28 protein-coding genes, 1 tRNA gene and 1 pseudogene are annotated in these 25,854 nt (G+C 69.9%); 13 read left to right on the forward strand and 17 right to left on the reverse strand.

Features of this window, described 5'->3' with window-relative positions:
* The first annotated feature begins 56 nt into the window (after positions 1 to 56).
* Positions 57 to 563, forward strand: coding sequence for a MarR family transcriptional regulator (locus ACFZDJ_RS06885; protein ID WP_390926888.1), 507 nt, complete (start codon positions 57 to 59; stop codon positions 561 to 563).
* On the opposite strand, the gene ACFZDJ_RS06890 is transcribed toward ACFZDJ_RS06885, so the two are convergent.
* On the reverse strand, positions 473 to 1,501 hold the full coding sequence (locus tag ACFZDJ_RS06890) for a helix-turn-helix domain-containing protein (RefSeq protein ID WP_391056620.1): 1,029 nt from the start codon (positions 1,499 to 1,501) through the stop codon (positions 473 to 475). The two genes, ACFZDJ_RS06885 and ACFZDJ_RS06890, sit on opposite strands and share 91 nt — an antisense overlap.
* A gap of 194 nt (positions 1,502 to 1,695) precedes the next feature.
* On the opposite strand from ACFZDJ_RS06890, the gene ACFZDJ_RS06895 reads away from it, so the two are divergent.
* Together ACFZDJ_RS06895 and ACFZDJ_RS06900 are read left to right on the forward strand one after the other, a co-directional pair.
* Complete coding sequence (locus ACFZDJ_RS06895) at positions 1,696 to 2,220, forward strand: DUF2269 family protein (RefSeq protein WP_391056623.1); 525 nt, start codon at positions 1,696 to 1,698, stop codon at positions 2,218 to 2,220.
* 16 nt (positions 2,221 to 2,236) lie between these two features.
* On the forward strand, positions 2,237 to 2,767 hold the full coding sequence (locus tag ACFZDJ_RS06900; RefSeq protein WP_391056626.1) for a levansucrase: 531 nt from the start codon (positions 2,237 to 2,239) through the stop codon (positions 2,765 to 2,767).
* Positions 2,768 to 2,816: 49 nt separating this feature from the next.
* Here the strand turns inward: ACFZDJ_RS06900 and ACFZDJ_RS06905 are convergent, their stop codons facing one another.
* The 3 genes from ACFZDJ_RS06905 to ACFZDJ_RS06915 all read right to left on the reverse strand — a co-directional run bounded on the left by ACFZDJ_RS06905 (position 2,817) and on the right by ACFZDJ_RS06915 (position 6,418).
* Entirely contained in the window at positions 2,817 to 3,323 is a 507-nt protein-coding gene (locus ACFZDJ_RS06905; RefSeq protein WP_391056628.1) for a hypothetical protein, read from the reverse strand.
* A 76-nt stretch (positions 3,324 to 3,399) separates the two neighbouring features.
* The gene (locus tag ACFZDJ_RS06910) at positions 3,400 to 4,896 is read right to left on the reverse strand and encodes an MFS transporter (protein WP_390926879.1); all 1,497 of its coding nucleotides are present in this window, start codon (positions 4,894 to 4,896) and stop codon (positions 3,400 to 3,402) included.
* A gap of 94 nt (positions 4,897 to 4,990) precedes the next feature.
* The gene (locus ACFZDJ_RS06915; RefSeq protein WP_384911036.1) at positions 4,991 to 6,418 is read right to left on the reverse strand and encodes a DUF445 domain-containing protein; all 1,428 of its coding nucleotides are present in this window, start codon (positions 6,416 to 6,418) and stop codon (positions 4,991 to 4,993) included.
* A gap of 295 nt (positions 6,419 to 6,713) precedes the next feature.
* Here ACFZDJ_RS06915 and ACFZDJ_RS06920 point away from each other — a divergent pair, with 295 nt between their 5' ends.
* Complete coding sequence (locus ACFZDJ_RS06920; protein ID WP_391056631.1) at positions 6,714 to 8,045, forward strand: GDSL-type esterase/lipase family protein; 1,332 nt, start codon at positions 6,714 to 6,716, stop codon at positions 8,043 to 8,045.
* A 113-nt stretch (positions 8,046 to 8,158) separates the two neighbouring features.
* Here ACFZDJ_RS06920 and ACFZDJ_RS06925 read toward each other — a convergent pair whose 3' ends face one another.
* From ACFZDJ_RS06925 to ACFZDJ_RS06940, 4 genes are all read right to left on the reverse strand, one after another.
* Positions 8,159 to 9,064 carry a DUF1707 domain-containing protein gene (locus ACFZDJ_RS06925; protein ID WP_391056632.1) on the reverse strand — a complete coding sequence of 302 codons (906 nt, stop codon included), beginning with the start codon at positions 9,062 to 9,064 and terminating at the stop codon, positions 8,159 to 8,161.
* A 10-nt stretch (positions 9,065 to 9,074) separates the two neighbouring features.
* Complete coding sequence (locus tag ACFZDJ_RS06930; protein WP_390926873.1) at positions 9,075 to 10,076, reverse strand: ATP-binding cassette domain-containing protein; 1,002 nt, start codon at positions 10,074 to 10,076, stop codon at positions 9,075 to 9,077.
* Between the two features lie 6 nt (positions 10,077 to 10,082).
* Complete coding sequence (locus ACFZDJ_RS06935; RefSeq protein WP_390926871.1) at positions 10,083 to 10,931, reverse strand: ABC-2 family transporter protein; 849 nt, start codon at positions 10,929 to 10,931, stop codon at positions 10,083 to 10,085.
* Positions 10,932 to 10,992: 61 nt separating this feature from the next.
* The gene (locus ACFZDJ_RS06940; RefSeq protein ID WP_384911022.1) at positions 10,993 to 11,793 is read right to left on the reverse strand and encodes an ABC transporter permease; all 801 of its coding nucleotides are present in this window, start codon (positions 11,791 to 11,793) and stop codon (positions 10,993 to 10,995) included.
* Positions 11,794 to 12,003: 210 nt separating this feature from the next.
* Between ACFZDJ_RS06940 and ACFZDJ_RS06945 the strand changes: the two genes are divergently transcribed.
* Positions 12,004 to 14,487, forward strand: a complete 2,484-nt coding sequence (locus ACFZDJ_RS06945) for a transglycosylase domain-containing protein (protein ID WP_391056635.1) — start codon at positions 12,004 to 12,006, stop codon at positions 14,485 to 14,487.
* Between the two features lie 25 nt (positions 14,488 to 14,512).
* Here ACFZDJ_RS06945 and bcp read toward each other — a convergent pair whose 3' ends face one another.
* Complete coding sequence (gene bcp, locus ACFZDJ_RS06950; protein ID WP_067379715.1) at positions 14,513 to 14,980, reverse strand: thioredoxin-dependent thiol peroxidase; 468 nt, start codon at positions 14,978 to 14,980, stop codon at positions 14,513 to 14,515.
* Positions 14,981 to 15,125: 145 nt separating this feature from the next.
* Between bcp and ACFZDJ_RS06955 the strand changes: the two genes are divergently transcribed.
* From ACFZDJ_RS06955 to sugE, 3 genes are all read left to right on the forward strand, one after another.
* Complete coding sequence (locus ACFZDJ_RS06955; RefSeq protein WP_391056637.1) at positions 15,126 to 15,464, forward strand: DUF3618 domain-containing protein; 339 nt, start codon at positions 15,126 to 15,128, stop codon at positions 15,462 to 15,464.
* Positions 15,465 to 15,673: 209 nt separating this feature from the next.
* Positions 15,674 to 15,976 (forward strand): co-chaperone GroES, encoded by a 303-nt coding sequence (locus tag ACFZDJ_RS06960; RefSeq protein WP_187285621.1) that lies wholly within the window; start codon positions 15,674 to 15,676, stop codon positions 15,974 to 15,976.
* 177 nt (positions 15,977 to 16,153) lie between these two features.
* Complete coding sequence (gene sugE / locus ACFZDJ_RS06965) at positions 16,154 to 16,474, forward strand: quaternary ammonium compound efflux SMR transporter SugE (protein WP_095854410.1); 321 nt, start codon at positions 16,154 to 16,156, stop codon at positions 16,472 to 16,474.
* 16 nt (positions 16,475 to 16,490) lie between these two features.
* Here the strand turns inward: sugE and ACFZDJ_RS06970 are convergent, their stop codons facing one another.
* A complete protein-coding gene (locus ACFZDJ_RS06970) occupies positions 16,491 to 17,213 on the reverse strand; it encodes a hypothetical protein (protein WP_168508907.1) in 723 nt (240 codons plus the stop codon).
* An 88-nt stretch (positions 17,214 to 17,301) separates the two neighbouring features.
* Here ACFZDJ_RS06970 and ACFZDJ_RS06975 point away from each other — a divergent pair.
* Positions 17,302 to 17,412 (forward strand): annotated as a pseudogene (locus ACFZDJ_RS06975) (HNH endonuclease); the annotation flags it as partial.
* Positions 17,412 to 17,495 (forward strand) — tRNA-Leu (locus ACFZDJ_RS06980). The pseudogene ACFZDJ_RS06975 and the gene ACFZDJ_RS06980, both read left to right, overlap by 1 nt.
* A gap of 52 nt (positions 17,496 to 17,547) precedes the next feature.
* On the opposite strand, the gene rdgB is transcribed toward ACFZDJ_RS06980, so the two are convergent.
* The 4 genes from rdgB to ACFZDJ_RS07000 all read right to left on the reverse strand — a co-directional run bounded on the left by rdgB (position 17,548) and on the right by ACFZDJ_RS07000 (position 19,827).
* On the reverse strand, positions 17,548 to 18,150 hold the full coding sequence (rdgB, locus tag ACFZDJ_RS06985) for an RdgB/HAM1 family non-canonical purine NTP pyrophosphatase (RefSeq protein WP_390926865.1): 603 nt from the start codon (positions 18,148 to 18,150) through the stop codon (positions 17,548 to 17,550).
* Positions 18,151 to 18,184: 34 nt separating this feature from the next.
* Positions 18,185 to 18,577: a hypothetical protein gene (locus tag ACFZDJ_RS06990; protein ID WP_391056639.1), complete on the reverse strand. Its 393-nt coding sequence runs from the start codon at positions 18,575 to 18,577 to the stop codon at positions 18,185 to 18,187.
* A gap of 124 nt (positions 18,578 to 18,701) precedes the next feature.
* Positions 18,702 to 19,436: a ribonuclease PH gene (rph, locus tag ACFZDJ_RS06995; RefSeq protein ID WP_390926861.1), complete on the reverse strand. Its 735-nt coding sequence runs from the start codon at positions 19,434 to 19,436 to the stop codon at positions 18,702 to 18,704.
* A gap of 157 nt (positions 19,437 to 19,593) precedes the next feature.
* Positions 19,594 to 19,827 carry a glucose PTS transporter subunit EIIB gene (locus tag ACFZDJ_RS07000; protein ID WP_030569190.1) on the reverse strand — a complete coding sequence of 78 codons (234 nt, stop codon included), beginning with the start codon at positions 19,825 to 19,827 and terminating at the stop codon, positions 19,594 to 19,596.
* Positions 19,828 to 20,001: 174 nt separating this feature from the next.
* Between ACFZDJ_RS07000 and ACFZDJ_RS07005 the strand changes: the two genes are divergently transcribed.
* Both ACFZDJ_RS07005 and ACFZDJ_RS07010 read left to right on the forward strand, forming a co-directional pair.
* On the forward strand, positions 20,002 to 21,291 hold the full coding sequence (locus ACFZDJ_RS07005; protein WP_390926858.1) for a PTS transporter subunit EIIC: 1,290 nt from the start codon (positions 20,002 to 20,004) through the stop codon (positions 21,289 to 21,291).
* Between the two features lie 180 nt (positions 21,292 to 21,471).
* Positions 21,472 to 22,737, forward strand: coding sequence for a PTS transporter subunit EIIC (locus ACFZDJ_RS07010; protein ID WP_101404929.1), 1,266 nt, complete (start codon positions 21,472 to 21,474; stop codon positions 22,735 to 22,737).
* A gap of 144 nt (positions 22,738 to 22,881) precedes the next feature.
* Here the strand turns inward: ACFZDJ_RS07010 and ACFZDJ_RS07015 are convergent, their stop codons facing one another.
* Positions 22,882 to 23,634, reverse strand: a complete 753-nt coding sequence (locus ACFZDJ_RS07015) for an MBL fold metallo-hydrolase (RefSeq protein ID WP_168508912.1) — start codon at positions 23,632 to 23,634, stop codon at positions 22,882 to 22,884.
* Positions 23,635 to 23,893: 259 nt separating this feature from the next.
* Here ACFZDJ_RS07015 and ACFZDJ_RS07020 point away from each other — a divergent pair, with 259 nt between their 5' ends.
* On the forward strand, positions 23,894 to 24,364 hold the full coding sequence (locus ACFZDJ_RS07020; protein WP_389596009.1) for a type II toxin-antitoxin system PemK/MazF family toxin: 471 nt from the start codon (positions 23,894 to 23,896) through the stop codon (positions 24,362 to 24,364).
* A gap of 209 nt (positions 24,365 to 24,573) precedes the next feature.
* Here the strand turns inward: ACFZDJ_RS07020 and ACFZDJ_RS07025 are convergent, their stop codons facing one another.
* Positions 24,574 to 25,524, reverse strand: a complete 951-nt coding sequence (locus tag ACFZDJ_RS07025) for a cysteine synthase (RefSeq protein WP_099941603.1) — start codon at positions 25,522 to 25,524, stop codon at positions 24,574 to 24,576.
* Positions 25,525 to 25,541: 17 nt separating this feature from the next.
* Complete coding sequence (locus ACFZDJ_RS07030) at positions 25,542 to 25,820, reverse strand: MoaD/ThiS family protein (RefSeq protein WP_054229696.1); 279 nt, start codon at positions 25,818 to 25,820, stop codon at positions 25,542 to 25,544.
* Positions 25,821 to 25,854 lie beyond the last annotated feature (34 nt).

Here is a 25,854-nt window from a genome sequence, read left to right on the forward strand (position 1 = left end):
GGTTCCCTTTGAGGGCAAAGCATCTTTGCCCTCACAGCTAATTAGAGGGATGGACGATGTCAACGAGCGTCGACGACGCCGTCAGGGCGCTGCTGCTGCTCATGCCTCGCATGGTCGGGCGGGCCAAGCGCATCCCGGTGCCCGAGGAGCTCCAGTCGCTGGCGCTCGCTCCGCGACACCTGTCGCTGCTGTCGTACCTGCTCTTCGACGGCCCTCTGACGGTGAACGACCTCGCCGCCCGCCTCGAAGTCGCGCCGACCACCGTCAGCCTCATGGTCGGCGAGCTGAGCGGGAAGGGAATCCTGGAGCGGCGGGAAGACCCGGCCGACCGCCGGCGACGCATCGTCAGCATCACCGACGCCCAACGGCCCTCCATCTCCGCGTGGCTGGCGCGCGGAGCCACCGCCTGGCGTCAGGCGCTGGAACCGCTGACCCCCGATCAGCGGCAGTTGGTCATCGACACCTTGCGCGCCTACGAGGCCGCGGCGGCGGACACGGACTCCGCGCCCGAGGCCGAGGCCGCGCCCGAGGCCGAGAGCGTGACCGAGGGTCCCGTCACCTGAAATGCCCGGCGGTACGCGTACGGGCTCGTCCCCACCACGCGCTTGAACCGCTCCCGGAACGCCGTCGGTGAACCGAACCCCGCCTGGGCCGCGACGCGTTCGACCGGGTACGTGGTCGTCTCCAGGAGGTACTGGGCGCGGCGGACCCGGGCGCGGTACAGCCACTGGAGCGGTGTGGTGCCGGTCTGGTCGCGGAAGCGGCGGTTGAGCGTACGGGTGCTCATGCCGGCATGGGCGGCGATGTCCTCCAGGGTCAGCTCACGCTCCGCGTTCTCCTCCAGCCAGGCGAGGAGGGGCTCCATCGTGGCGCCGGCCGGTACCGGGGGGTGGTCGTGGATGATGAACTGGGCCTGGCCGCCCTCCCGTTCGAGCGGCATGACCGACATCCGCGCCGCGTGCGCGGCGACCGCCGAACCGTGGTCCTGGCGGATCATGTGCAGGCACATGTCGAGAGCGGCGGCCGCGCCCGCCGAGGTGAGGAACTGGCCGTTGTCGACGTAGAGGACGTTCGGGTCGACGGTCACGGCGGGGTACCTGGCCGCCAGGTTCTGCGCCGCGACCCAGTGCGTGGTGACGCGCAGCCCGTCCAGCAGGCCGGTGGCGGCGAAGACGAAGGCGCCCACGCAGATCGAGGCGATCCGGGTGCCGTTCGCGGCCGCCGCGCGCAGCGCCTGCGTCACGCCCGGCGGGAGCGGGGCGGCCGGGTTCGCGACGCCGGGCAGGATGATCGTGTCGGCCTCGGCCAGCGCCTCCAGGCCGTAGGGGGCGCGGATCATGAACGGGCCCGCGCTCACCTCCTCGTCCGCCGTGGGCGAGCAGACCCGGATCCGGTAGGGCTCCCGTCCGTCCGGCAGCCGGGCCCAGCCGAAGGTGTCGATCGGGGCGGAGAGGTCGAACGGGATGACCTGGTCGAGCGCCAGTACGGCCACGGTGTGCATGGCCAGAGCGTAGGCATACGGCGGATTGTGGCCAAGGGGGGCTCGTAGCCTCGTAGGGCGCCTACAGTGCCGTAGTCCTCGTAGTGCCGCGATCGGGCCGCCGCTTCCCTGTGGCGCGGCGGGTGGCGAGAATCCGTTGGACCCTGGCAGAAGTGCCACTTCTGCAAGATCGCGCGCACCCCTAGCGTCAGCCCGTGAACAAGTTCCTTCTCGCCGTGCACGTCCTCGCCGCGATCGTCGCCGTCGGGCCTGTCACCGTCGCCGCCAGCATGTTCCCGCCCAGTGCGCGCAAGGCGCTCGCCGAGCCCGGAGACGCCCAGGCCCTCTCCACCGTGCGCGTGCTGCACCGCATCTGCCGTCTGTACGCGACGGTCGGCGTCGCCGTGCCCGTGTTCGGGTTCGCCACGGCCAAGAACATGGGTGTGCTCGGCGACACCTGGCTGATCGCCTCGATCGCGCTGACGGCCCTGGCCGCCGTCGTCCTCGCCGCGCTGGTCCTGCCCCGGCAGACCGCGCTCATGGAGGGCATAGAGGGCATGGAGGAGTCCATAGAGGAAGGCGTGGGGGGAGGCGGGCAGGGTGCGGCGTACGCCGGAGCGAGCCGTGTCGGCCCGCGGGACACCGCCCGGCTCGCCATGGTCACCGGGCTCTTCAACCTCCTCTGGGCCACCGTCACGATCCTGATGATTGTCCGACCGGGGTCCACCACGGGCGCCTAGCCCTAGGATCCGGCTCATGCATGGACAGGTGTACGGACCACACGATCCGTCGACGCCCTCGGCCCCGGCGGCCTACCTCGCCACCCTGGAGGGCCGGCTGACGGCCGACGGGTGCGTCACCCGCTGGGAGGACTGGGCCGGGGTGCCCGTGCTGGTGGGGCGACGGTCGGACTTCCGGCTGCGCTGGATGGCGACGAAGCTCTATCTGTTCACCGTGGCCGCGGCGGTTCCGGAGATCACCGTGCCCGTCGTCGAGGGCTTCACCGAACAGGTGACGAAGTACGCCAAGGACACCAAGGGCGGCCTGCCCGTCGGTCTGCAGAACGGGGTCGGCGCCTTCCCCGTCCTGGTCAGCGACCGCGTCGACCCGGCCGCCGTGCGGTGGGCGGAGGAGCGCCAACGCGTCCGGTTCGCCTGTATGACACGGCCCGTCGTGGTCGACACCTCCCGCCCGTACGTGGGCATGTACCGCGGCAAGCCGGCCCTCGGGCGCATCTACGCCGCGTACTTCATCGAGAAGGGCTCGCAGTACTTCTACGGTCCGTGAATCGTCGCTTCAACGGTCCGTGAGTCCTCCTCCCGTCCCCGCCAGACGGTCACCACCACCGGGCGAGGCTGAGCGCCTCGTCCGACGAGTCCCAGGAGTCGCCGGAGTCGCCGGAGCCCGAGGACTTCGCCCAGTCCGCCGCCCGGTACCGCCTCGCCACCGCCGTCGCGATCAGCACCCCCGCCGCGACCACCAGCGTGAAGAAGGCCCAGGTGAGCGGCCAGACCGCCGCGTCCGGGGGCTCCGGGTGGGAGTGGAAGGAGACGTACATCAGTGCGGCCGGCGGCCCCGCCACCAGCAGCAGGGGCCAGGCCAGCGCGTCCCGGCGGCCGAGGTAGGCGGCCAGGAGCAGCAGGGCCACGCCGAGGAGGACGGCGCCGAGGACGGTCATCGAGGTCGTCTCAGTGATCGACCCGGTCGCTCCGGGGCGGTTGCGCAGGTCCCAGGGGAGGCAGAGGAGGTACGCCGCGCCGGAGAGGGCGGCGCCGAGCACGCGCGTCAGCCAGCGTTCCGGCCAGGGGCGCGTTCGCAGAGGGCCTAACAGCTTCTCGGTCATGCGTACGAGGGTCCCCGCCCGGGCGGCGGGCCGACAGAGTACGCGTACTCAGGTTCCCGTGATCAGGTTCCTGTACTCAGGCGGAGTCGGCGGGTGCCGTCGCCGACAGCGGGGTCGCGATGTCCTCCAGCGAGCGTCGTTCGGCCTTCACCGCCAGGAACGCGGCGACCAGCCCCGCCGCGCACATCAGGCCCGCGCCGATCTGGAAGGCCAGCACGGTGTCGCCGACCACGCCGGACTGGGTGAGGTTCGCGAAGACCAGCGGTCCGCTGATGCCGCCGGCCGCCGTGCCGATGGCGTAGAAGAAGGCGATGGCCATCGCGCGGGTCTCCATCGGGAAGATCTCGGAGACGGTGAGATAGGCGCTCGACGCGCCCGCCGAGGCGAAGAAGAGGGCCACGCACCAGCAGGCCGTCAGGGTCACCGCGCTCAGCGAGCCCCGGCCGAACAGCCAGGCCGTGCCGAACAGCAGCAGCCCGGAGAGCAGGTACGTCGACGAGATCATCGGGCGGCGGCCGACCGTGTCGAAGAGCTTGCCCAGCAGCAGCGGGCCGAGGAAGTTGCCGAACGCGATCACGGCGAAGTAGTAGCCGGTGGCGCCCGCCGGGACGTCGTAGAACTTCGTCAGGATCGCGCCGAAGCCGAAGGTGATCGCGTTGTAGAGGAACGCCTGGCCGATGAAGAGGGAGAGGCCGAGCGCGGCGCGTTTGCGGTAGGTCGCGAAGACCGTGCGGGCGATGGTGAGGAAGCCGATGCTCTTGCGCTGATGGATGGTGATCTCCCCGGCGGGAGGCGGCAGTTCGCGGCCGCCGAGGTCGGCGCGGACCCGTTCCTCCACCGAGTCCACCAGTTGCTCGGCCTCCTCCTGTCTGCCGTGGATCAGCAGCCACCGTGGGCTCTCCGGGACATTGCGGCGTACGAGGAGGATGACCAGGCCGAGGACCACGCCGAGGGCGAAGGTGAGCCGCCAGCCGATGTTCGCCGGGAAGAGGTCGGTGTCCAGCGCGACGATCGACAGCAGGGAGCCGCCGATCGCGCCCAGCCAGAAGCTGCCGTTGATGATCAGGTCGACCCGGCCGCGGTACTGGGAGGGGATCAGCTCGTCGATCGCGGAGTTGATGGCCGCGTACTCGCCGCCGATGCCGAAGCCCGTGAGGAAGCGGAAGGTGAAGAACCACCAGGGCTCGAAGGAGACGGCGGTCAGGGCCGTGGCCCCCAGATACACCGCCAGGGTGACCATGAACAGTTTCCTGCGGCCGAAGCGGTCGGTGAGGCGGCCGAAGAACAGCGCCCCGACGCACGCGCCGGCGACATAGAGGGCGGCCGCGGTGCCGGTGACCTGCGCGGAGGTGATCGGCAGGCCGCTGCCGGGCTCGGAGAGGCGTCCGGCGATGTTGCCGACGACCGTGACTTCCAGTCCGTCGAGGATCCACACCGTGCCGAGGCCGATCACCACGGTCCAGTGCCAGCGTGACCAGGGGAGGCGGTCGAGACGAGCGGGAACGGCGGTGGTGACCCGGCCCCCGCCTTGATCCCGGCCTTCCCCCCGGCCCTTTTCCTCAACGGTGGACATGAGGCTCCCTCCTCGCCGAGCGACGCCTGCCCGGGTTCCCTCCGGAGCACTGCCTACGCCCGCCCGAGTGCGGTCACGCCCTCCCGAGAGGGATCTACGCCCCCACGATCCGCGACACCGTAAAGATCAGCAACCCGGCCAACGAGCCCACCACCGTGCCGTTGATCCGGATGAACTGCAGGTCACGGCCGATGTGGGCCTCGATCTTCCTGGTCGTGTGCTCGGCGTCCCAGCCGGCCACCGTGTCGGTGATGAGGGAGGTGATCTCGGTCCGGTACGTCGTCACCACGTACACCGCCGCGCCCTCCACCCACCGGTCCACCTTGGCCTGGAGCTTGGGATCGGTGGCCATGCGGGCGCCCAGCGAGAGCAGGGAGGCCCGCACGCGCAGCCGCAGCTCGCTGCGCTCGTCCTCGGCGGCGGACACGATCATGGACCGTACGGCCGTCCAGGCGGAGGCGATCAGGTCCTGGACCTCGCCGCGGCCGAGCACCTCACCCTTCAGGCGCTCCACGCGCGCGCGGGTGTCGGTGTCGGACTGGAGGTCGGAGGCGAAGTCGGTGAGGAAGCGGTCGAGGGCGCCGCGGGCCGGGTGGGAGGGGGCGTCGCGCATCTCGGTGACGAAGCGGAGCAGCTCCTTGTAGACCCGCTCGCCGACCTTCTTGTCGACGAAGCGCGGGGTCCAGCCGGGCGCGCCGCCCTGGATCGCGTCCATGACCTGCTCGTCGTGGAGCACCAGCCAGTCGTGGGCGCGGATGCAGACCAGGTCAACGACCCGCTTGTGGCCGCCGTCCGCGACGATCTTCTCCAGCATCTTCCCTATGCCGGGCGCGATCTCCTGGGCGTCGGCGCGGCGGGTGATCGCCTCTCCGACCACCGCCTGCACGTCGGAGTCGCGCAGCACGGTCAGGGCACCTCTGAGCGCGGCGGCGAGCTCGGCGGTGACCCGGTCGGCGTGCTCCGGTTGGGCGAGCCAGGCACCGAGACGGCTGCCGATGCCCACGGCGCGCAGGCGCTGTCGTACGACGTCGGAGGAGAGGAAGTTCTCGCCCACGAACTCGCCGAGCGAGACGCCCAGCTGGTCCTTCTTGGTGGGGATGATCGCGGTGTGCGGGATGGGCAGGCCGAGCGGGTGGCGGAAGAGGGCCGTGACCGCGAACCAGTCGGCGAGCGCGCCGACCATGCCGGCCTCGGCGGCCGCCGCGACATAGCCGGCCCAGGGGCCGGCGCCCTCGTGGGACGCCCATGTCGCGAGGACGTACACGAGGGCGACGAAGAGCAGCAGGCCGGTGGCCGTCAGTTTCATCTGGCGGACACCGCGACGCTTCTCCTCGTCGGCGGCGCTGAACGACGTCATCGCGCGGTTCGGCGGGCCGGGTTCGGTCGTCGCGCGCCGCTCCCGGCCGGGGCCGGCCGTCGCGCGTTCGGCCTGGTCGACGGCGGTCCTCGCGCGGTTGCCGGAGGCGCCGGACCGGGCGGGCTGCCCTTCGGCGCCCGCGTCTTCCGGTTCTGTTCGTTCCATTCACTCCACCCGTTCGCCGCGCCGTCCGAGGGCTCCGTACACATTGTCCCTTCCTGACCGACTCCCGGAACGGAACAGGAGTTCCCTGCGTCTGTTCGGGCGGGGGGAACTCAGGGGAATCCTGGGGCCGCCTCCGGGAAATCTCAGGGGCGTCTCAGGGGCACCTCCGGGGCGTCGCAGGGTCGTTCGAGGCCACGGGAGGGGGTCCCGTCGATTTCTTCTCCACCCCGTACCCCATCATGTGATCATCACTTCGGAGCCTCGGGCTCCCCTCGCCCGAGGAGACACGCACCGCATGACCAAGCGTCATGGTTATGCCCTGCTGGCCGCCGTCATCGCCGTGATCGTGGCCATATCCGGAGCCATATACGTGGGTGTCGCCGCCGACGACGGTACCGGCGGCCGCAACGCCACCGCCGACAACCGCGCCCCGCGCGACTCGGCCGCCCCCGCCTCCGCCGGCACCTGGGTCGGCACCTGGTCGGCCTCCCCCGCCGGAGCCGAGCCCGGCACCGAGACGAACGGCATGGCGGGCCGCTCCCTGCGCAACGTCGTGCACACGGACGTCGGCGGCACCGAAGCCCGCATCACCCTGTCCAACCTCTACGGACAGCAGTCGCTGAACATCACGCACGCCTCGATCGCCGTCGCCGCGGCCGAGAACGACGCGGCGGCGGTGGCCGACACCATGCGCCGTCTCACCTTCTCCGGCAGCACCACCGTGATCGTCCCGGCCGGAGCGCAGATCATGAGCGACGCCGTGCGCGTGCGCGTCCCGCGCGACTCCGACGTCCTCGTGACCACGTACTCCCCGACCTCGTCCGGCCCGGTCACCTACCACCCGCACGCACGGCAGATCTCGTACGCCGCCCAGGGCGACCGCACCGAGGACGTGACCGCCACCGCGTACACCGAGCAGACCCCGCACTGGCGCTACCTCACCGCGCTCGACGTACTGAGCGACGAATCCGTCGGCACCGTCGTCGCCCTGGGCGACTCGATCACCGACGGCATCACCTCCACGGAGGGCGCCAACCACCGCTGGACGGACGTCCTCGCCGACCGGCTGCGCGCCGCGGCCGGCTCCGGCGACCTGCCTCGCTACAGCGTCGTCAACCAGGGCATCAGCGGCAACCAGGTCCTGGCCGAAGGACTCGGCCGGCCCGCCGACAACCCAAGCGGCCTGAACCGTCTCGAACGCGACGTGCTCGGCCGTACGAACGTCAAGGCCGTCGTCATCGACCTCGGCGTCAACGACATCCTGCGCAACCAGGGTGAGGTCGATCCGGCGACCGTCACCGACGGACTGCGGGAGATGGTGCGGCGGGCGCATGCGCGCGGACTGCGGGTCGTCGGGGCGACGCTGATGCCCTTCGGCGGGCACCGCGGGTACTCACGGTCGCGTGACGCCGTACGCCGGGCCGTCAACGCGGAGATCCGGGCGGGGAAGGTGTACGACGCCGTCGTCGACTTCGACGCGGCGTTGCGGGATCCGTACGATCCGCGGCGACTGCGGGCCGACTACGACTCCGGGGACCATCTGCACCCCAGCGACAAGGGGTACGAGCGGATGGCGGAGGTGTTCGATCTCGGGGATCTGAAGGGGGCGGCGCCTGCGGAGCTGTAGGGTCCGGTCGTTTTTCGGCTGCGGCAGCGCTGTGGCTGATCGCGCCCCCGCGGCGGAGCCGCCCAATGTCACAGCCCCGCGCCCCTGAAAGGGGCGCTCCACCTGGCCGGGATTCACCAGCCGCCGTGCCTCCGCCGATGCCGCTCGTCCCTGCGCTCCCGGTGCCGTTCCCGGCGCTCCTCCTGGCGCTCCCTGCGTTCCTCGTGGCGTTCGCGGATGAGGTCGTGGGCGTCGTCCAGGGCGTCGAACATGTCGCCGAGGCCGTCCCGCCGTGAGCCCTCCAGTTCCTTGCGGGCGCTCTTGCGCTCCAGCTTCTCCTGGCGGCGCTCCTCCTTCAGGCGCAGCCGCTCGGCACGGGTCAGTTTGCGCTCCACGCCGACGCCGCCCCAGAAGGCGAAGCCCGTGACGATCACGCGCGGAGCACCCGGGTCCCCGGCCCGCCCCTCCTCTCGGTGGTCGAAGCCGCCCATGATGCCGATGCCGCGGACGACGACCTCGACGCCGGGCGGCACGATGACGTTCACGCCGCCCATGACGGCGACGACGTTGACGACGACCTCGCGGTCCGCGAAGTTCGCCTCGCGCAGGTCGATCTCACCGCCGCCCATGAAGGCGAAGGAGTTGAAGCGCTTGGGGACCGTCCAGCGGCCCTTGCGCTCGAAGCCCGACAGGATCGCGACACCCCACGAGGACGAGCCCTCGCCGCCGACGATCCGCCCCGCCCAACTCCCGCTCTCCTCGGGCTGCTTGACCATGGAGACCGGGGCCACGGCGTGCACGCCGGGCAGATCGCGGGTGAGCGGCGCCAGTTCGCTGTACGTCCGTGCCTTGAACGTCGCTTCCAGCCGCTCCTCGAACTCCTCCATGTCGAGGCGGCCCTCCGCGAGGGCGTCCCGCAGCTGTTCGGCGACTCGTTCACGATCGGCGTCGGAGGCCCGGAGCTCCGGGCTCGGGGGTCCGGGGTCCGGCGGCGTCGGTCGCTGGTCGTCGCTTCCCCTGGAAGGGGCATCCTCGGTCATGGGAGCCAGCCTACGAGAGAGCCTTCTCCGCGTACATGCGGCTGATGACCGCCTCGATGTCCGGCTCCCGCACCGAGAGGTCGACCAGGGGGAATTCGGCCGCGATCCGCGCCACCAGCTCGGCCGCCGACGCCGTCGCGGGGAAGGCGAGCCACTGCCGGGGCCCCTCCACCTTCACCACCCGCGCCGAGTCCACCTCGATCGGCGGGAGCTCCCGCTCCAGGTCGACCACGAGGGTCCGCTCGCTCTCCCCCACCTCGTGCAGCCCGGTCAGCGGACCGTCGTACATCAGCCGCCCGTGGTCGATGACCATCACCCGCCGGCACAGCTGCTCGATGTCGGTGAGGTCGTGCGTGGTCAGCAGCACCGTCGTGCCGCGCTCGGCGTTCAGGTCCCGCAGGAAGGAACGGACCTTGGCCTTGCTGATCACATCGAGGCCGATGGTGGGTTCGTCGAGGTAGAGGACCTCGGGGTCGTGCAGCAGCGCCGCCCCGATGTCGCCGCGCATCCGCTGCCCCAGTGAGAGCTGGCGCACCGGGACGTCCAACAGGGCTTCCAGATCCAGGAGTTCGACACAACGGTCGAGGTTCTCGCGGTAACGGGCGTCCGGGATCCGGTACATGCGGTGCATCAGGCGGTAGGAGTCGATCAGCGGAAGGTCCCACCACAGGGTCGTACGCTGCCCGAAGACGACCCCGATGCGCTGCGCGAGGCGGGTCCGCTCGCGGGACGGGTCGATGCCCGCCACCCGCACCCGGCCGGCGCTCGGGGTGAGGATGCCGGTGAGCATCTTGATGGTGGTCGACTTGCCCGCGCCGTTCGGGCCGATGTAGCCGACCATCTCACCGCGCGCCACGGTGAAGGAGAGGGAGTCCACGGCCCGTACCTGGCGCCGTTCGCTGCGCAGGAAGCCGGTCTTCTTGCGGACGTCGAAGACCTTCTCGACGCCGTCGAGTGCGATGAAGTCGCCCACCGGATCCCTGACCGGGTCCGTCATCAGGCCTGTTTCCATGTCGGTTCAACTCCCCGTGCTGCGATACGAACGAAGTCCCGCCCGCCAGGCGAGTCCCGCCAGCGCGCAGCAGCCCGCCGCGATCAGGGGCGGGGTGAAGGCGATCCAGGTCGGCAGGTCGAGCGGATAGGGCCGGCCCAGCACGTACAGCCCGGGCAGCCAGTTCACGAAGGCCAGCGGGAGCACGAAGGTGGCCCCGCGCACCAGGTCCTTGGCGAAGACGGTCGGCGGGTACTGCAGGAGCGTGGTGCCGCCGTACGTGAAGGAGTTCTGCACCTCGGAGGCGTCCTGCGCGACGAACTGGAAGGCTCCGCCCGCCACGAACACGGCCGCGAAGATGGCGGCGCCGCAGAGCAGCATCAGCGGGACCATGAGCAGTCTGAGCGGCGTCCAGTCGATGTCGAGCACGGCGATCGCGTACGCGAGGACCAGCAGCCCCTGGGTGACCCGGCCGAGGCGGCGCAGCGCGAAGCGGTCGGCGGCGACCTGGGCGAGTACGGGGACGGGGCGTACGAGGAGCGTGTCGAGGGTGCCGTCGCGCACCCGGCGCCCGAGCCGGTCCATCGAGCCGACCACCAGGTCCGTGATCCCGAAGGAGGTGGCCGAGATGCCGTACAGGAAGGCGACCTCGGGCAGGCTGTAGCCGCCGAGCCGGTCGACCCGCGAGAACATCAGCAGGACGGCGACGAAGTCGAGGGCGGTCGCCGCGAAGTTCCCGAAGGTGGTCATCACGAAGGAGGCGCGGTAGGCCATCGTGGAGCGGATCCACATCCCGGCGATCAACCGGTAGGCGCGGACTCCGTCCCGCACTCGGACATACGTCCCCTGCGGCGCGCCCAGGACCGCCGAAGCCACCGGCTCCCCGGAGGTGACCGAGTCCCCTGAGCCCCGTGAGGTTTCCGGTACCTCCGCCGAGTCAGCCACCCTGCACCACCACCCTCCGTGTCGCCACTGACTGGATCAGCCGGCCCAGGGCCAGCAGCCCCACCGCCCAGCTCGCCTGGAAGGCGTACGTGGCGAGGGGGTCCGCGGTGCCGAGCAGAACGTCCGCGGGGCCCTGGACCAGGGACGACCAGGGCAGGGCGCGTACGACCTCGCCCAGCGCGCCCGGGAAGACGTTCAGCGGCAGCATCATCCCCGAGCAGAAGACACCCGCGATCATGGACATCTGCGCCGCGCCCGCCCCGTCGAGCAGCCAGAACGCGGACAGGGCCACCAGGTAGCGCAGCGAGAAGCTGACGACCACTCCGAGCGCGACCGCGATCAGGAACGCGATCCAGGTCAGCGGGTCGGCGGGGAGCGCCAGTTCGAAGCAGAGCGCGCCGAACGCCAGGGGCACCACTCCGCGCCCCAGCAGATGGAACATGGCCCGCCCCGCGTCCTGGGACAGCCACCACAGCTGGAGGTCCGCGGGCCGGTACAGGTCGATCGCGATGTCACCCGTACGGATGCGCTCGATCAGTTCGTCCTCGAAGCCGCCGCCCATCGTCGCCATCGCCATGAGCAGAGCCTGGGAGAGCCACACATAGGTGAGCGCCTGGGCCTGGTCATAGCCGCCGAGGTGCGGTTTCTCGTCCCACAGCGCTATGAAGACATACGCCAGGATCAGCCCGAAGACGGTGTTGGTGAACACCCCTGCCGCCGTCGCCGTCCGATAGGTGGCGTAGCGCCGGAACCCGCCCACCGCGACGGCCGTGTACAACCGCCCTGTCCCCACGAGGATGTCCTCCTTGCGTCAAAGGGGCCGTTGTGGCCGAAGCGCAGGAGCCTAGCCCCCGCCCGGCTTCGCCTGCCAGGCATTTTCAGGCGCGACACGTGCCGGGATCCGGGAACGGAACGCTTGGTGCGACAGTCTTCATCAGGGGGCGCACCAGGCGTATGAGGGCGTACGGGAACGTACGATGCGAAACAGGAGTCCGGCGAACAGATGAGTGACAAGCCGCAGCCGCAGCAGAGCAGCCAGGGCTGGGCCCCGAGGGAACCGGAACCGGCGCCTCAAGCGGCACCGGGCGGGCCGGGCAGCGACGGCGATCCGGGTGGGACGGACGCGCCGGGGATGCCGGGCAAGGCGGGGAAGAAGCCCAGGCGGAAGCGGACGGGCTGGGGGCGGCTCATCCCGACCTGGCGGATGGTGCTCGGCACGTTCCTCGGCGCGATACTGCTCGCGATCGGCCTGTTCGCACTCGGCTACTACCTGGTCAAGATCCCGCCCGCGAACGCCGCCGCGACCAAGCAGAGCAACGTCTACCTGTACGCGGACGGCAGCCAGCTCGCCCGCGACGGCGAGGTCAACCGCGAGAACGTGACGCTCGCTCAGATCTCCAAGGACGCCCAGCACGCGGCACTCGCCGCCGAGGACCGCGACTTCTACACCGAGTCGGCCGTCGACCCCAAGGCGATGATCCGCGCCGGCTGGAACACCGCCACCGGCAAGGGCAGGCAGTCCGGTTCGACGATCACCCAGCAGTACGTGAAGAACTACTACCTGGGCCAGGAGCAGACCGCCACGCGGAAGGTGAAGGAGTTCTTCATCTCCATCAAGCTCGACCGCCAGAAGAGCAAGGACGACATCCTCGAGGGCTACCTCAACACCAGCTACTACGGCCGCAACGCGTACGGCATCCAGGCCGCCGCCCAGGCGTACTACGGCGTCGACGCCAAGAACCTGACGATCGGTCAGGGTGCCTACCTCGCCGCGCTCCTGAACGCGCCGAGCGAGTACGACGTGGTCGCGCACCCCGAGAACAAGTCCGCGGCGCTCGCCCGCTGGAACTACGTCCTCGACGGCATGGTCAAGAAGAACTGGCTGACCCCGGCGGACCGGGCCAAGGTCACGTTCCCGCAGCCCAAGCAGGAAGTGGTCGCGGCCGCCATGTCGGGCCAGCGCGGCTACCTGGTGCAGGCGGTCAAGGACTACCTCGTCTCGAACAAGATCATCGACGAGGACACCCTGACCACCGGCGGCTACCGCATCACGACCACCCTCCAGAAGTCCCGGCAGAACGCCTTCGTCAAGGCCGTCGACAACCAGGTGATGTCGAACCTCGACAAGAAGAACCGCAAGGTCGACCGGTACGTCCGCGCCGGCGGCGTCTCCATCGACCCGGCCACCGGCAAGGTCGTCGCGATGTACGGCGGCATCGACTACACCAAGCAGTACGTCAACAACGCGACACGCCGTGACTACCAGGTCGGCTCCACCTTCAAGCCGCTCGTGTTCACCTCGGCCGTGCAGAACGGCTCGCAGACGCAGGACGGCCGCACGATCACCCCGAACACGGTCTACGACGGCACCAACAAGCGCCCCGTGCAGGGCTGGAGCGGCGGCTCGTACGCGCCCGAGAACGAGGACAACCGCTCGTACGGGCCCATCACGGTACGCACCGCCACCGACAAGTCCGTCAACGCGGTGTACGCGCAGATGGCCGTCGACGTCGGCCCCGGCAAGGTCAAGCAGACCGCCGAAGCCCTCGGCATCCCCTCCAACACCCCCGACCTGACCGCCACCCCGTCCATCGCGCTCGGCCCGTCCACGGCCAGCGTCCTCGACATGGCGGAGGCGTACGCGACACTCGCCAACCACGGCGAGCACGGCACGTACACGCTCGTCGAGAAGGTCACCAAGGACGGCACGTCGGCCGTGAGCCTGCCCAAGCAGGACACCGAGCAGGCGGTGACCCGGGAGGCCGCCGACACCACCACGTCCATCCTGCAGAGCGTCGTCGAGGGCGGCACCGGTACCGCCGCGCTGGCCGCCGGCCGGCCCGCCGCGGGCAAGACCGGCACCGCGGAGGAGGACCAGGCGGCCTGGTTCGCGGGCTACACCCCCGACCTCGCCACCGTCGTCTCCGTCATGGGCCAGGACCCCGACACCGGCACCCACGAGTCGCTCTACGGCGCCCTCGGCCAGGCCCGCATCAACGGCGGCGGCTACCCGGCGCAGATCTGGGCGCAGTACACGAAGGCCGCGCTCAAGGGCAGCAGCGCGAAGGACTTCGACCTCCAGCTCCAGCCGGGCGCGGAGGAGCAGCAGCTCCCGAGCACCGGCCCCACCGACCAGACCCCCGGCACCGGCGGCCAGGACAACGGGGGCCAGACCACCGGCGGGACGGCCACCCAGAGCCCGCCCTCGGACGAGACCCAGGGGCAGACCCAGGGCCAGACGGACGGCCAGACCCAGGGCCAGACGGAGGGTCAGACCCAAGGTCAGACGCAGGGCCAGACGGACGGCGGCACCACCACCGGGGGCGGCACGACCGACGGGACGACCACCGGCGGCACGACGGACGCGGGCACCACCACCGGCGGCGACACCGCGGCCCCGTCGGGCGGGACCACGGACGGCGGCGGTACGGCGGGGACGACCGCGGGAGCGGGGCCACTGAGCGGACTGACGTCACGAAAACAGTGATCCGCGCAGTGACCCGCGCCGGGACTCAGATCCCCAGATCCTTGATGATCTTCGCCACGTGCCCGGTCGCCTTGACGTTGTACAGCGCCCGCTCGACCTTGCCCTCCTCGTCCACGATCACCGTGGAGCGGATGACGCCGACAACCGTCTTGCCGTACAGCTTCTTCTCGCCGAAGGCGCCGTACGCCTCCAGGACGGTCTTGTCGGGGTCGCCGACCAGGGTGACCTTCAGGGACTCCTTCTCGCGGAACTTCGCGAGCTTCTCGGGCTTGTCCGGGGAGACGCCGATGACGTCGTACCCGGCACCGGCCAGCACGTCGAGGTTGTCCGTGAAGTCACAGGCCTGCTTGGTGCAGCCGGGGGTCAGGGCGGCCGGGTAGAAGTAGACGATGACCTTGCGGCCCTTGTGGTCGGCGAGGGAGACCTCGTTGCCGTCGGCGTCGGGCAGGGTGAAGGCGGGGGCGGTGTCGCCGGGCTGGAGTCGCTCGCTCATCGGTACCTCACGTGGCCGGGGTGAATGCTTACGGAACTACGGGAACGAGCGTAATGGGGGTGCCGAGGGGTGAGCGGCGGCCCGAGCTGACAGACTGTCGACGGCACAGAGGCAGAGATCGGAACACGACCACGGAGGCAGCGCGGTGTCGGATACGTCGAGAACGTCGGATACCAGGACTCCGGCGCAGATCGAGGCGGACATCAAGCGCCGCCGCGAAACACTCGCCGAGACGCTCGACGAGCTCGGCGTGCGCGTCCACCCGAAGACGATCGTCGGGGACGCCAAGGCCAAGGTCGCCTCCCAGATCGACCACACGCTCGGCCGCGCCTACGTCGGCGTGAACCGGGTGGTCGGCGATGTGAAGGGGCAGTTCGTCACCGAGGACGGCGCGCCGCGCCTGGAGCGCATCGTGCCCCTCGCACTCGTCGCGGTCGGGTTCGTGGGCCTGATGGTGGCGGGCTCACGGCGCCGCAAGCGCTGACAACGGCTCGACCCCGGCTCGGCTCCGACTTGATCGGCTCGACCCCGGCCCGATCGGCTCGACTCGACTCAGCCCCGGCCCGATCGGCTCGACTCGACTCGGCCGGGCGCGACCCGGCTGCGGACGGACGACTCAAAGGCAGGTAGGTTCTGGACGTGAGCGCCAATCGGGACAAGAAGACCCCCCACCACGACAAGTTGCCCATCCGGATGCTGCACGACCGCGTGCTGGTGCGGCAGGACGCCGCCGAGGGCGAGCGGCGTTCCGGCGGCGGCATCCTGATCCCCGCGACGGCGGCCGTCGGCCGACGCCTCGCCTGGGCCGAGGTCGTCGCGGTCGGGCAGAACGTACGGACGGTGGAACCGGGCGACCGTGTCCTCTACGACCCCGAGGACCGGGCCGAGGTCGAGGTGCGGGGAATCGCGTACGTGCTCATGCGCGAGCGCGATCTGCACGCCGTGGCGGCGGACCGCTTCGAGGGCTCCGAGGACTCGACCGGCTTGTATTTGTAGGGCGCAGCTGAACCGACGGGGCTGGTGACCATGGTCACCAGCCCCTTTTGCCTGTGCTTTGCTACCGTGGAAGGCGTTGGAAGGACCCCGACGAGACGCGCCGTACCGGGCGGAGAGCGAAAGAGCTCCCAGGCAAAGACGACGCACCCCTGTTGATCACTCACGGAGGTGCCTCTCATGGCCTGGATCCTGCTGCTCGTCGCCGGTCTGCTCGAAGTCGGCTGGTCGATCGGCATGAAGTACACCGACGGCTTCACCCGCCTCGTCCCCAGCGTCCTCACCGGCGCGGGCATCATCGCGAGCATGGTCCTCCTCTCCTACGCCGCCAAGTCCCTCCCCATCGGCACCGCCTACGGCGTCTGGGTCGGCATCGGCGCGGCCGGCGCGGCGGTACTGGGCATGCTCGTCCTCGGCGAACCGGCGACCGCCGCCCGCATCTTCTTCGTCTGTCTGCTCCTGGTGGCGGTGGTGGGCCTGAAGGTGACCTCGGGGCACTGACCGGGCGCGGGGCTCCTCACAACGGCCGGTTGATCCAGTCACCGGGGAGAAGCGCGCGGACCGCGTCCAGGGCGGGCGCGGTCCGGCCGAGGACCCACAGCCAGTCACCGGCGTCCACCCGGAGCAGGGCGTCGGGGGACGAGAACCAGCGGACCACGGCTGCGTCGACGGCCCACATCGGGTAGTCGGGCAAGGACAGCCGCTCGAACCCCGCCGGCGGCGCGTCGAGGGTTTCGCTCTCTTCGAGGGGGCGATTGTCCGCGCGTTTCTCGTCATGGGCGAGTACGGACTCGGACAGCACCATCTCGACGCAGGCGAGGGAGAAGCGGTCGAGGAAGGGGGACCAGTCATGTGCGCCGCCGTCCGTACGCCGGAAGACCACGGGCGGATCGTCCTTCTCCAGGTCCTCCTGCCGAACGGCCCACTCGGCGACCGCCTGATTCTCCAACCGGAACACCAAAGCACCGTCGACGATGCGCAGTTGCTCCAGCGGGAGCAGCGGATCCTGCACGCCGGTCAGGTCCGCACGCCTCCCGAGCAGCCCGTACACATCCCACAGGGCAATCGGCAGCGGCGAGCGGAGCCGGTACTCGGCATCGGTCAACTCCTCGTACGAACAGCCGTCACGGGCACTGATCGGCTCACACCAGTACCGGGCAAAGCCCTCGACGAAGCGCCAGGCCCCCGCCCGGTCCTCGACGGCCGCCCATTCGGCACCCACGTCGAACTCCACGGTCACCCGCCGAAGGCTACCCGCGACCGCTTCCCGCAGGGCCGCGTCGGAACGAGATCCACACGTCGGACGCCATGTCCGGTCGCCCCGGCACCGGCGTGAGAATCTGCGGTTGCTGTGTCCCCACTGCCACGCGATCACAAGCACCTGGTGCGGGGGAGGCAGAAGGCGGCGGGCGACTCCCGGTACGATGGCAGGCGGCTAGCGGCGGTGGCGCAACGGCGACGCAGCAGACTTAGGATCTGTGGCCCGTGAAACGGCTTGAGGGTTCGAATCCCTTCCGCCGCACAGCAAACGGCCTGCGAATCGAAAGATACGCAGGCCGTTCTCGTAGGCTCTCTCAGCCCAGCAACTCCCGAACCACCGGCACCAGCCCCCGGAACGCCTTCCCCCGGTGGCTGATCGCGTTCTTCTCCTCGGGGGAGAGTTCGGCGCAGGTTCGGGTGTCGCCCTCCGGCTGGAGGATGGGGTCGTAGCCGAAGCCGTTGGTGCCGGTGGGGGTGTGGCGCAGAGTGCCCCTCAGTTGGCCCTCGACGACGCGCTCCGTGCCGTCCGGCAGGGCGAGCGCCGCCGCGCAGGCGAAGTGGGCGCCCCGGTGCTCGTCGGCGATGTCCGAGAGCTGGGCGAGGAGCAGGTCCAGGTTGGCCTTGTCGTCCCCGTGCCGTCCCGCCCAGCGGGCGGAGAAGATGCCGGGGGCGCCGTTCAGGACGTCCACGCAGAGGCCGGAGTCGTCGGCGACGGCGGGCAGGCCGGTGGCCTGGGCCAGGGCGTGGGCCTTGAGGAGGGCGTTCTCGGCGAAGGTGACGCCGGTTTCCCTGACGTCGGGGATGTCCGGGTAGGCGTCCGCGCCGACGAGGTCATGGGCGAGACCGGCGTCGGCGAGGATCGCCTTCAGCTCGGTGATCTTTCCGACGTTGCGGGTGGCGAGGATCAGGCGGGTCATGGGGACCAGTATCCAGGGGCCGGAGAGCCGCTCGTCACGACGTGCAGACCTTCGTCAGCTCTCCGGCCGCGTCGGTGACCGGGCTGACGTCGGGGGTGTTGTCGCCGTTCTTGACGGCCGTACGGACGTTGCCGACGGCCTTCTTCAGGTCGTCGACCGCCTTGTTGACGTCGGCGTTGTCCGTCTTGTCGCCGATCTTGTCGAGGTTGTTCTCGATCGCGTTGAGGGACTCGTCGGTCTGCGTCGGGTCGTTCGCCGCGTTCTCCACGGCCTGCTGGAGGTCGGTGACGCTGTCGGCGATGGAGTCGGCGGTCTGGACGCAATCCAGGGCCTTGTTGACGGCGTCGCAGCCCACCGCCGCCGGCAGGGCGACAAGTACGGCGGCAACGGCGAATGCGGCTGTGCGGCGTCGGTGGCGCGCGGCCATGGAACGGTCCCTCCCCGTGGACAAACATGTGGTCGACCCCGTGGCGCGGTCGGCTCGGCCCGTGCGGGGGCCGACGGGGGCGCACGGCTGGACCGTACGCCCGTACCCCTAAGAACGCGAAGGGTTATTCCGCGGTTGCCTCGAGGGCCGCCCGCTGGATCGCCGCGAGCTCGTCGCAGCCGACGACGGCGAGGTCGAGCAGGGCGTTCAGCTCCTTGCGGTCGAAGGGCTCGGCCTCCGCGGTGCCCTGGACCTCGACGAAGCGTCCGTCGCCGGTGCAGACGACGTTCATGTCGGTGTCGGCCTTCACGTCCTCCTCGTAGCAGAGGTCCAGGAGGGGGATCCCGCCGACGATGCCGACCGAGACGGCGGAGACGGTGCCGGTCAGGGGCTTGCGGCCGGGCTTGACCAGCTTCTTGGCCTGCGCCCAGGTGATCGCGTCGGCCAGCGCCACGTACGCGCCGGTGATGGCCGCCGTGCGCGTGCCGCCGTCGGCCTGGAGGACGTCGCAGTCGAGGACGATGGTGTTCTCGCCGAGCGCCTTGTAGTCGATGACGGCGCGCAGGGAGCGGCCGATGAGGCGCGAGATCTCGTGCGTACGGCCGCCGATCTTGCCGCGGACCGACTCGCGGTCTCCGCGAGTGTTCGTGGCGCGGGGAAGCATGGAGTACTCGGCGGTGACCCAGCCCTCTCCGCTGCCCTTGCGCCAGCGCGGGACGCCCTCGGTGACGGAGGCGGTGCAGAACACCTTGGTGTCGCCGAAGGAGACGAGGACGGAGCCCTCGGCGTGCTTGCTCCAGCCGCGCTGGATGGTGATGGGGCGCAGTTGTTCGGGGGTGCGGCCGTCGATTCGAGACATGGCGTTGAGCCTAGCGGCATACGGCCGAGGGGCCGCCTCCGGTTGTGGAAGCGGCCCCTCAAGGGTGAGGTACGGGGCTCAAGGGTGCCCCTTCGACTCACATCGACCCAGATCGACTCACGTCGGTTCGCGTCGGTTCACATCATGTCTTCTCGGTTCACATCATGTCTTCGATGTCCGCGGCGATGGGGTCGGCGTCGGTGCCGATGACGACCTGGATGGCGGTGCCCATCTTGACGACGCCGTGGGCGCCGGCGGCCTTCAGGGCGGCCTCGTCGACCTTGCTCGGGTCCACGACCTCGGTACGCAGGCGGGTGATGCAGCCCTCGACCTCTTCGATGTTGTCGATGCCGCCGAGCCCGGCGACGATCTTCTCAGCCTTCGTGGCCATGTCCTACTCCCTGATCAGAACCGCTTTGTCGCAGTAACCCACAGTTGGCCCATCTTTGCGAGCGGCCATGTCGCGCGTACCGAATGATGGCGTTCACGACAGCGCAACCGTTCGTCGACTGGTCTACACCAGTGGGCGTGCAGTCGCCAACCCGGCCCCGTCCGGAGGACGCCCATGAGTGCCGACAGCGCCCCCGCGCCCGCACGGGCCCGCTGGAACAAGCTGTTCCAGGGTCTTCAGAAGATGGGCCGCAGCCTCCAGCTGCCGATCGCCGTGCTGCCGGCCGCGGGCATCCTCAACCGGCTCGGCCAGCCTGATGTGTTCGGCGACAAAGGGCTCGGCTGGGGCAATGTCTCCAAGATCATGCGGGGCGCGGGCGGCGCGCTGCTCGACGGCTCACTCGGGCTGCCGATGCTGTTCTGCGTGGGCGTGGCCATCGGCATGGCGAAGAAGTCGGACGGGTCGACGGCGCTCGCCGCGGTGGCCGGTTTCCTCGTCTACTACAACGTGCTGCGCCAGTTCCCGGTGAGCTGCACGGGCGGGATGAAGGCCCTCACGAACATCGGCTGCCAGGCGGCCGACTTCTCCGTGGCCCCGTTCACCTACCAGAATCCGGGGGTCTTCGGCGGCATCGCCATGGGACTGATGACCGCGTACTTCTGGCAGCGCTACCACCGCACCAGGCTGGTCGACTGGCTCGGCTTCTTCAACGGGCGGCGGCTGGTGCCGATCATCATGGCGTTCGTGGCCATCGCGTTCGCCGTGCTGTGCCTGTGGGTCTGGCCGCCGGTGGGACGGAGTCTTGAGCACTTCAGCGACTGGCTGGTGGGGCTGGGCTCCTGGGGTGCCGGTGTCTTCGGGGTGGCCAACCGGGCGCTGCTGGTGATCGGCCTGCACCAGTTCCTGAACGTGCCTGTCTGGTTCCAGTTCGGCAGTTACACCGCGCCGGACGGGACGACCGTGCACGGTGACATCAACATGTTCCTGTGGGGCGATCCCAACGCCGGACAGTTCACGTCCGGCTTCTTCCCCATCATGATGTTCGCGCTGCCGGCGGCGGCCCTGGCCATCACGCACTGCGCCCGGCCCGAGCGTCGCAAGGAGATCGGCGGGCTCATGCTGTCGGTCGCGCTGACCTCGTTCGTCACGGGCATCACGGAACCGCTCGAGTACTCCTTCCTGTTCGTCGCGCCGGTGCTGTACGCGATCCACGCGCTGCTGACGGGGGTGTCGATGGCGGTGACCTGGGGGTTGGGCGTGCACGACGGTTTCAGCTTCTCCGCCGGGGTCATCGACTACGTCATCAACTGGCATCTGGCGACCAGACCGTGGGCGATCGTGCCGATCGGGCTGTGCTTCGCGGTCGCGTACTACGTGATCTTCCGGTTCGCGATCACGAAGTTCGATCTGAAGACTCCGGGGAGGGAGTCGGAGGAGGAGCACGAGGACACGACCAAGGCGTAGGCCGTTCGTTCACGAACCGCGGGCCGGTGGGTGCCGGTCGCGCGGCTTCGTCGCGCCCGGAACTGATTCCTCCCCTTATGACCCAGGCCACAAAATTCGCGGGTTCCTTATCTCACCTTCACCGTGCTACAACAGGTCTACACCACCGAGTGGTATAGACCACGCACACTGGAGGAAGTTGTGTCCACGGCCAGTGCCGCTCCCGCGGCCGACAAGAAGAAGGGCTCCGGCGCGATGGCTGTCCTGCAGCGCATCGGCCGTAGCCTGATGCTGCCGGTCGCCGTACTGCCCGCCGCCGCGCTCCTCGTGCGTCTCGGCAACACCGACATGCTGGGGCGCGCGTCCTTCCCCACGTTCCTCACCAAGATCGCCGGCTTTATGACGGCCGGTGGCAACGCGATCCTCGACAATATGGCATTGCTGTTCGCCGTGGGCATCGCGATCGGCTTCGCGAAGAAGTCGGACGGCTCGACGGCGCTCGCCGCGGTGGTCGGTTACCTGGTCTTCAAGAACGTGCTGGCGACGTTCACCGACAAGAACCTGCCGAAGGTGGCCACGGCCGTCGACGGCAAGGTGGTCATGGTGAACGCCCCCGTGGACGCCAAGGTCCTGGGCGGTGTGGTGATGGGCATAGTCGTCGCCCTGCTGTACCAGAAGTTCTACCGGACCAAGCTGCCCGACTGGGCGGGCTTCTTCGGCGGCCGCCGGCTCGTCCCGATCCTGTCCGCGTTCGCCGGTCTGCTGATCGGCATCGTCTTCGGCTACATCTGGCCGGTCCTCGGCACGGGTCTGCACAACTTCGGTGAGAAGCTGGTCGGTTCGGGTGCCGTCGGCGCCGGCATCTTCGGTGTCGCCAACCGTGCGCTGATCCCGATCGGCATGCACCACCTGCTGAACTCCTACCCGTGGTTCCAGGCGGGCGACTACCACGGCAAGAGCGGTGACATCGCGCGCTTCCTGGCCGGCGACCCGACCGCGGGCCAGTTCATGACCGGCTTCTTCCCGATCATGATGTTCGGCCTCCCGGCCGCGTGCCTGGCGATCGTGCACTGCGCCCGTCCCGAGCGCCGCAAGGTCGTCGGCGGCATGATGCTCTCGATCGCGCTGACCTCGTTCGTGACGGGTGTGACCGAGCCGATCGAGTTCACGTTCATGTTCATCGCGCCGGTCCTGTACGCCATCCACGCGGTCCTCACCGGCATCTCGCTGGCGCTGACCTGGGCGCTCGGCATGAAGGACGGTTTCGGCTTCTCGGCCGGCGCGGTCGACTTCGGCCTGAACCTCGGCATCGCGACCAACCCGTGGGGCCTGGTCCTGGTGGGCCTGTGCTTCGGAGTGGTCTACTACGCGGTCTTCCGCTTCGCCATCACGAAGTGGAACCTCCCCACGCCGGGCCGCGAGTCCGACGAGGAACTGGCGGAGCTGCTGAAGGCGGAGGCCAAGTAGCCCCCCGCACACGACCGAGGGCCCCCGGAGAATCCTCCGGGGGCCCTTTCGTACGTACGGGTGGCCGCGGCTCCGACGCCGCGGCGAATTCCGGCTCTCCTGCGGCCTCTCCTACGACGGCCTCTGGATCCCCTACGACGGCTTCTAGATCTCGTACGTCGCCCGGGGCGTCGCCAGATCCGCGGGGCCCGAGTACACCGCGCGGGCGTCGGCCAGGTTGATCCGGGGGTCCGTCCACGGCGGGATGTGGGTGAGCAGCAGGCGGCGGGCGCCGGCGCGGTCGGCGCTCTCACCCGCCTCGCGACCGTTGAGGTGCAGGTCGGGGATGTTCTCCTTGCCGTGCGTGAACGCGGCCTCGCAGAGGAACAGGTCGGTGTCCCGGGCGAGTTCGTCCAGCGCGTCGGTGACACCGGTGTCCCCGGAGTAGGTCAGCGACTTCCCGTCGTGTTCGATACGGATGCCGTACGCCTCCACAGGGTGGCGCACCCGCTCCGTGTGCACGGTGAACGGGCCGATCTCGAACGTGCCCGGTTTGACGGTGTGGAAGTCGAAGACCTCGCTCATCGAGGAGGCGGTGGGAGTGTCCGCGTACGCGGTGGTCAGTCGCTGTTCCGTGCCCTCGGGTCCGTAGACGGGGAGCGGGTCGCAGCGACCGCCGTCGTGGCGGTAGTAGCGCGCGACGAAGTACGCGCACATGTCGATGCAGTGGTCGGCGTGCAGATGGCTGAGGAAGATCGCGTCGAGGTCGTAGAGACCGCAGTGGCGCTGCAGCTCGCCAAGGGCACCATTGCCCATGTCGAGAAGCAGCCTGAAGCCGTCGGCCTCGACGAGGTAGCTCGAGCAGGCCGATTCCGCGGACGGGAACGACCCCGAGCAGCCGACGACGGTGAGCTTCATAAGAGCTGGAACCTCCGCGCTGACAGGAAGTGCAGAGAGTAGATGCGGGGTGCAGGTACTCGGATGCAGATACGGGAACGGGGGTCGTGCGGTCCGTCGAGCGTAAGGCGCAAAAGGGCGGGTCGCTCCTCCACCAGGGGCTGTTGTGGGCGAACTCACCTGTGGTGTCACCGGTTCGGATGGACGGTCGACCGGAGGTCGGATGCCTGGGTCTCGCGGTAGGGGGCGGGGCGGAGTGCGCGCCGGTACCTTCTTTGGTATGGACACGTCCTGGTGGCTCGCGTTGGCGGCCGTGGTGCTGCTCGCGCTGGTCGCGACGCTGGTGGACGGCTGGGGGCGCCGTGGACGCCGAGGGCGCCGAGGAGACCGGGCCGCCGGCCGGACTCGGCCGCCCGGGCGGCGGGAACGGCTGCGGATACCTCGGCCGCGGCCGGCGGAGATCTGGTGGGCGAAGGTTCCGTACGAGGACGGGCCCGGGGAGAAGGACCGGCCGTGTCTGGTGCTGGCCGTGCGGGGCGAACGGGTGACCGTCGCGAAGATCACGAGCAAGTACCACGACGAGCGGGCCGGGGTGATTCCGCTGCCGCCGGGTGCCGTCGGCGATGCGCATGGGCGGGCGAGCTTCCTGGAGACGGATGAGCTGCGCGAGGTGCCCTTGTGGGAGTTCCGGCGGCGGGTGGGGGTGGTGGATCCGGTGCTCTGGGACCAGGTCCGCTACCTGGCCGGCTGAGGCTGTCCCTCGCCCCCGCCGCCCCTACCCGTCCCCTCCCTACTCGGGGGCTCCGCCCCCACACCCCCGATCGGCCTGAACGGCCTCGTCCTCAAACGCCGGACGGGCTGAAGATGCGCGCAGCGCCCCTTAGGGGCGCGGGGAACTGCGCGACCAGCCCCCACTCACCCGCAGCCGAAAAACCGCCTCACGGGGCCTGGGGCGGAGCCCTACGCCCAGAGCTGGCCCTGGAGGGTTTCGATGGCCTCTTCTGTGGTCGCGGCGGTGTAGACGCCCGTCGACAGGTACTTCCAGCCGCCGTCGGCGACGACGAAGACGATGTCGGCGGACTCACCGGCGGCGAGCGCCTTCTTGCCGACACCGATCGCGGCGTGCAGCGCGGCCCCGGTGGAGACGCCCGCGAAGATGCCCTCCTGCTGGAGGAGCTCACGGGTGCGGGTGACCGCGTCGGCGGAGCCGACCGAGAAGCGGGAGGTGAGGACCGACGCGTCGTACAGCTCGGGGACGAACCCCTCGTCCAGGTTGCGCAGGCCGTACACCAGGTCGTCGTAGCGCGGCTCCGCGGCGACGATCTTCACGCCCGGCTTGTTCTCCCGGAGGTAGCGGCCGACGCCCATCAGGGTGCCCGTCGTGCCGAGGCCGGCGACGAAGTGCGTGATGGAGGGGAGGTCCGCCAGGATCTCGGGGCCCGTCGTCGCGTAGTGGGCGCCCGCGTTGTCGGGGTTCCCGTACTGGTAGAGCATCACCCAGTCGGGGTGCTCGGCCGACAGTTCCTTCGCGACGCGCACGGCGGTGTTGGAACCGCCGGCCGCGGGGCTGGAGATGATCTCCGCGCCCCACATGGCCAGCAGGTCCCGCCGCTCCTGAGAGGTGTTCTCCGGCATCACGCACACCATGCGGTAGCCCTTGAGCTTCGCCGCCATGGCCAGCGAGATGCCGGTGTTCCCGCTCGTCGGCTCCAGGATCGTGCAGCCCGGCGTCAACCGGCCGTCCTTCTCCGCCTGTTCGACCATGTGGAGGGCCGGGCGGTCCTTGACCGAACCCGTCGGGTTGCGGTCCTCCAGCTTCGCCCAGATCCGGACGTCGGCGGACGGCGAAAGCCGTGGCAGGCGCACCAGAGGGGTGTTGCCCACCGCGGCGAGCGGGGAGTCGTAGCGCATCAGCGATCAGCAGCCGATCAGACCATGCCGCCGGCCACGGCCGGCAGGATCGTCACGTTGTCGCCGTCGGTGAGCTTGGTGTTGATGCCGTCGAGGAAGCGGACGTCCTCGTCGTTCAGGTACACGTTGACGAAGCGGCGCAGCTGGCCGTCGTCGACGATCCGGGCCTGGATGCCCGCGTGCCGGGTCTCGAGGTCGGCGAAGAGCTCGGCGAGGGTCGCGCCGCCGCCCTCGACGGCCTTCTCGCCGCCGGTGTAGGTGCGGAGGATGGTGGGGATGCGGACCTCGATGGCCATGGTTGCGGGCTCCTGTCGGAAGGAAAAGTCAGGT

The organism is Streptomyces sp. NPDC007896 (assembly GCF_042959425.1).
GTDB lineage: Bacteria > Actinomycetota > Actinomycetes > Streptomycetales > Streptomycetaceae > Streptomyces.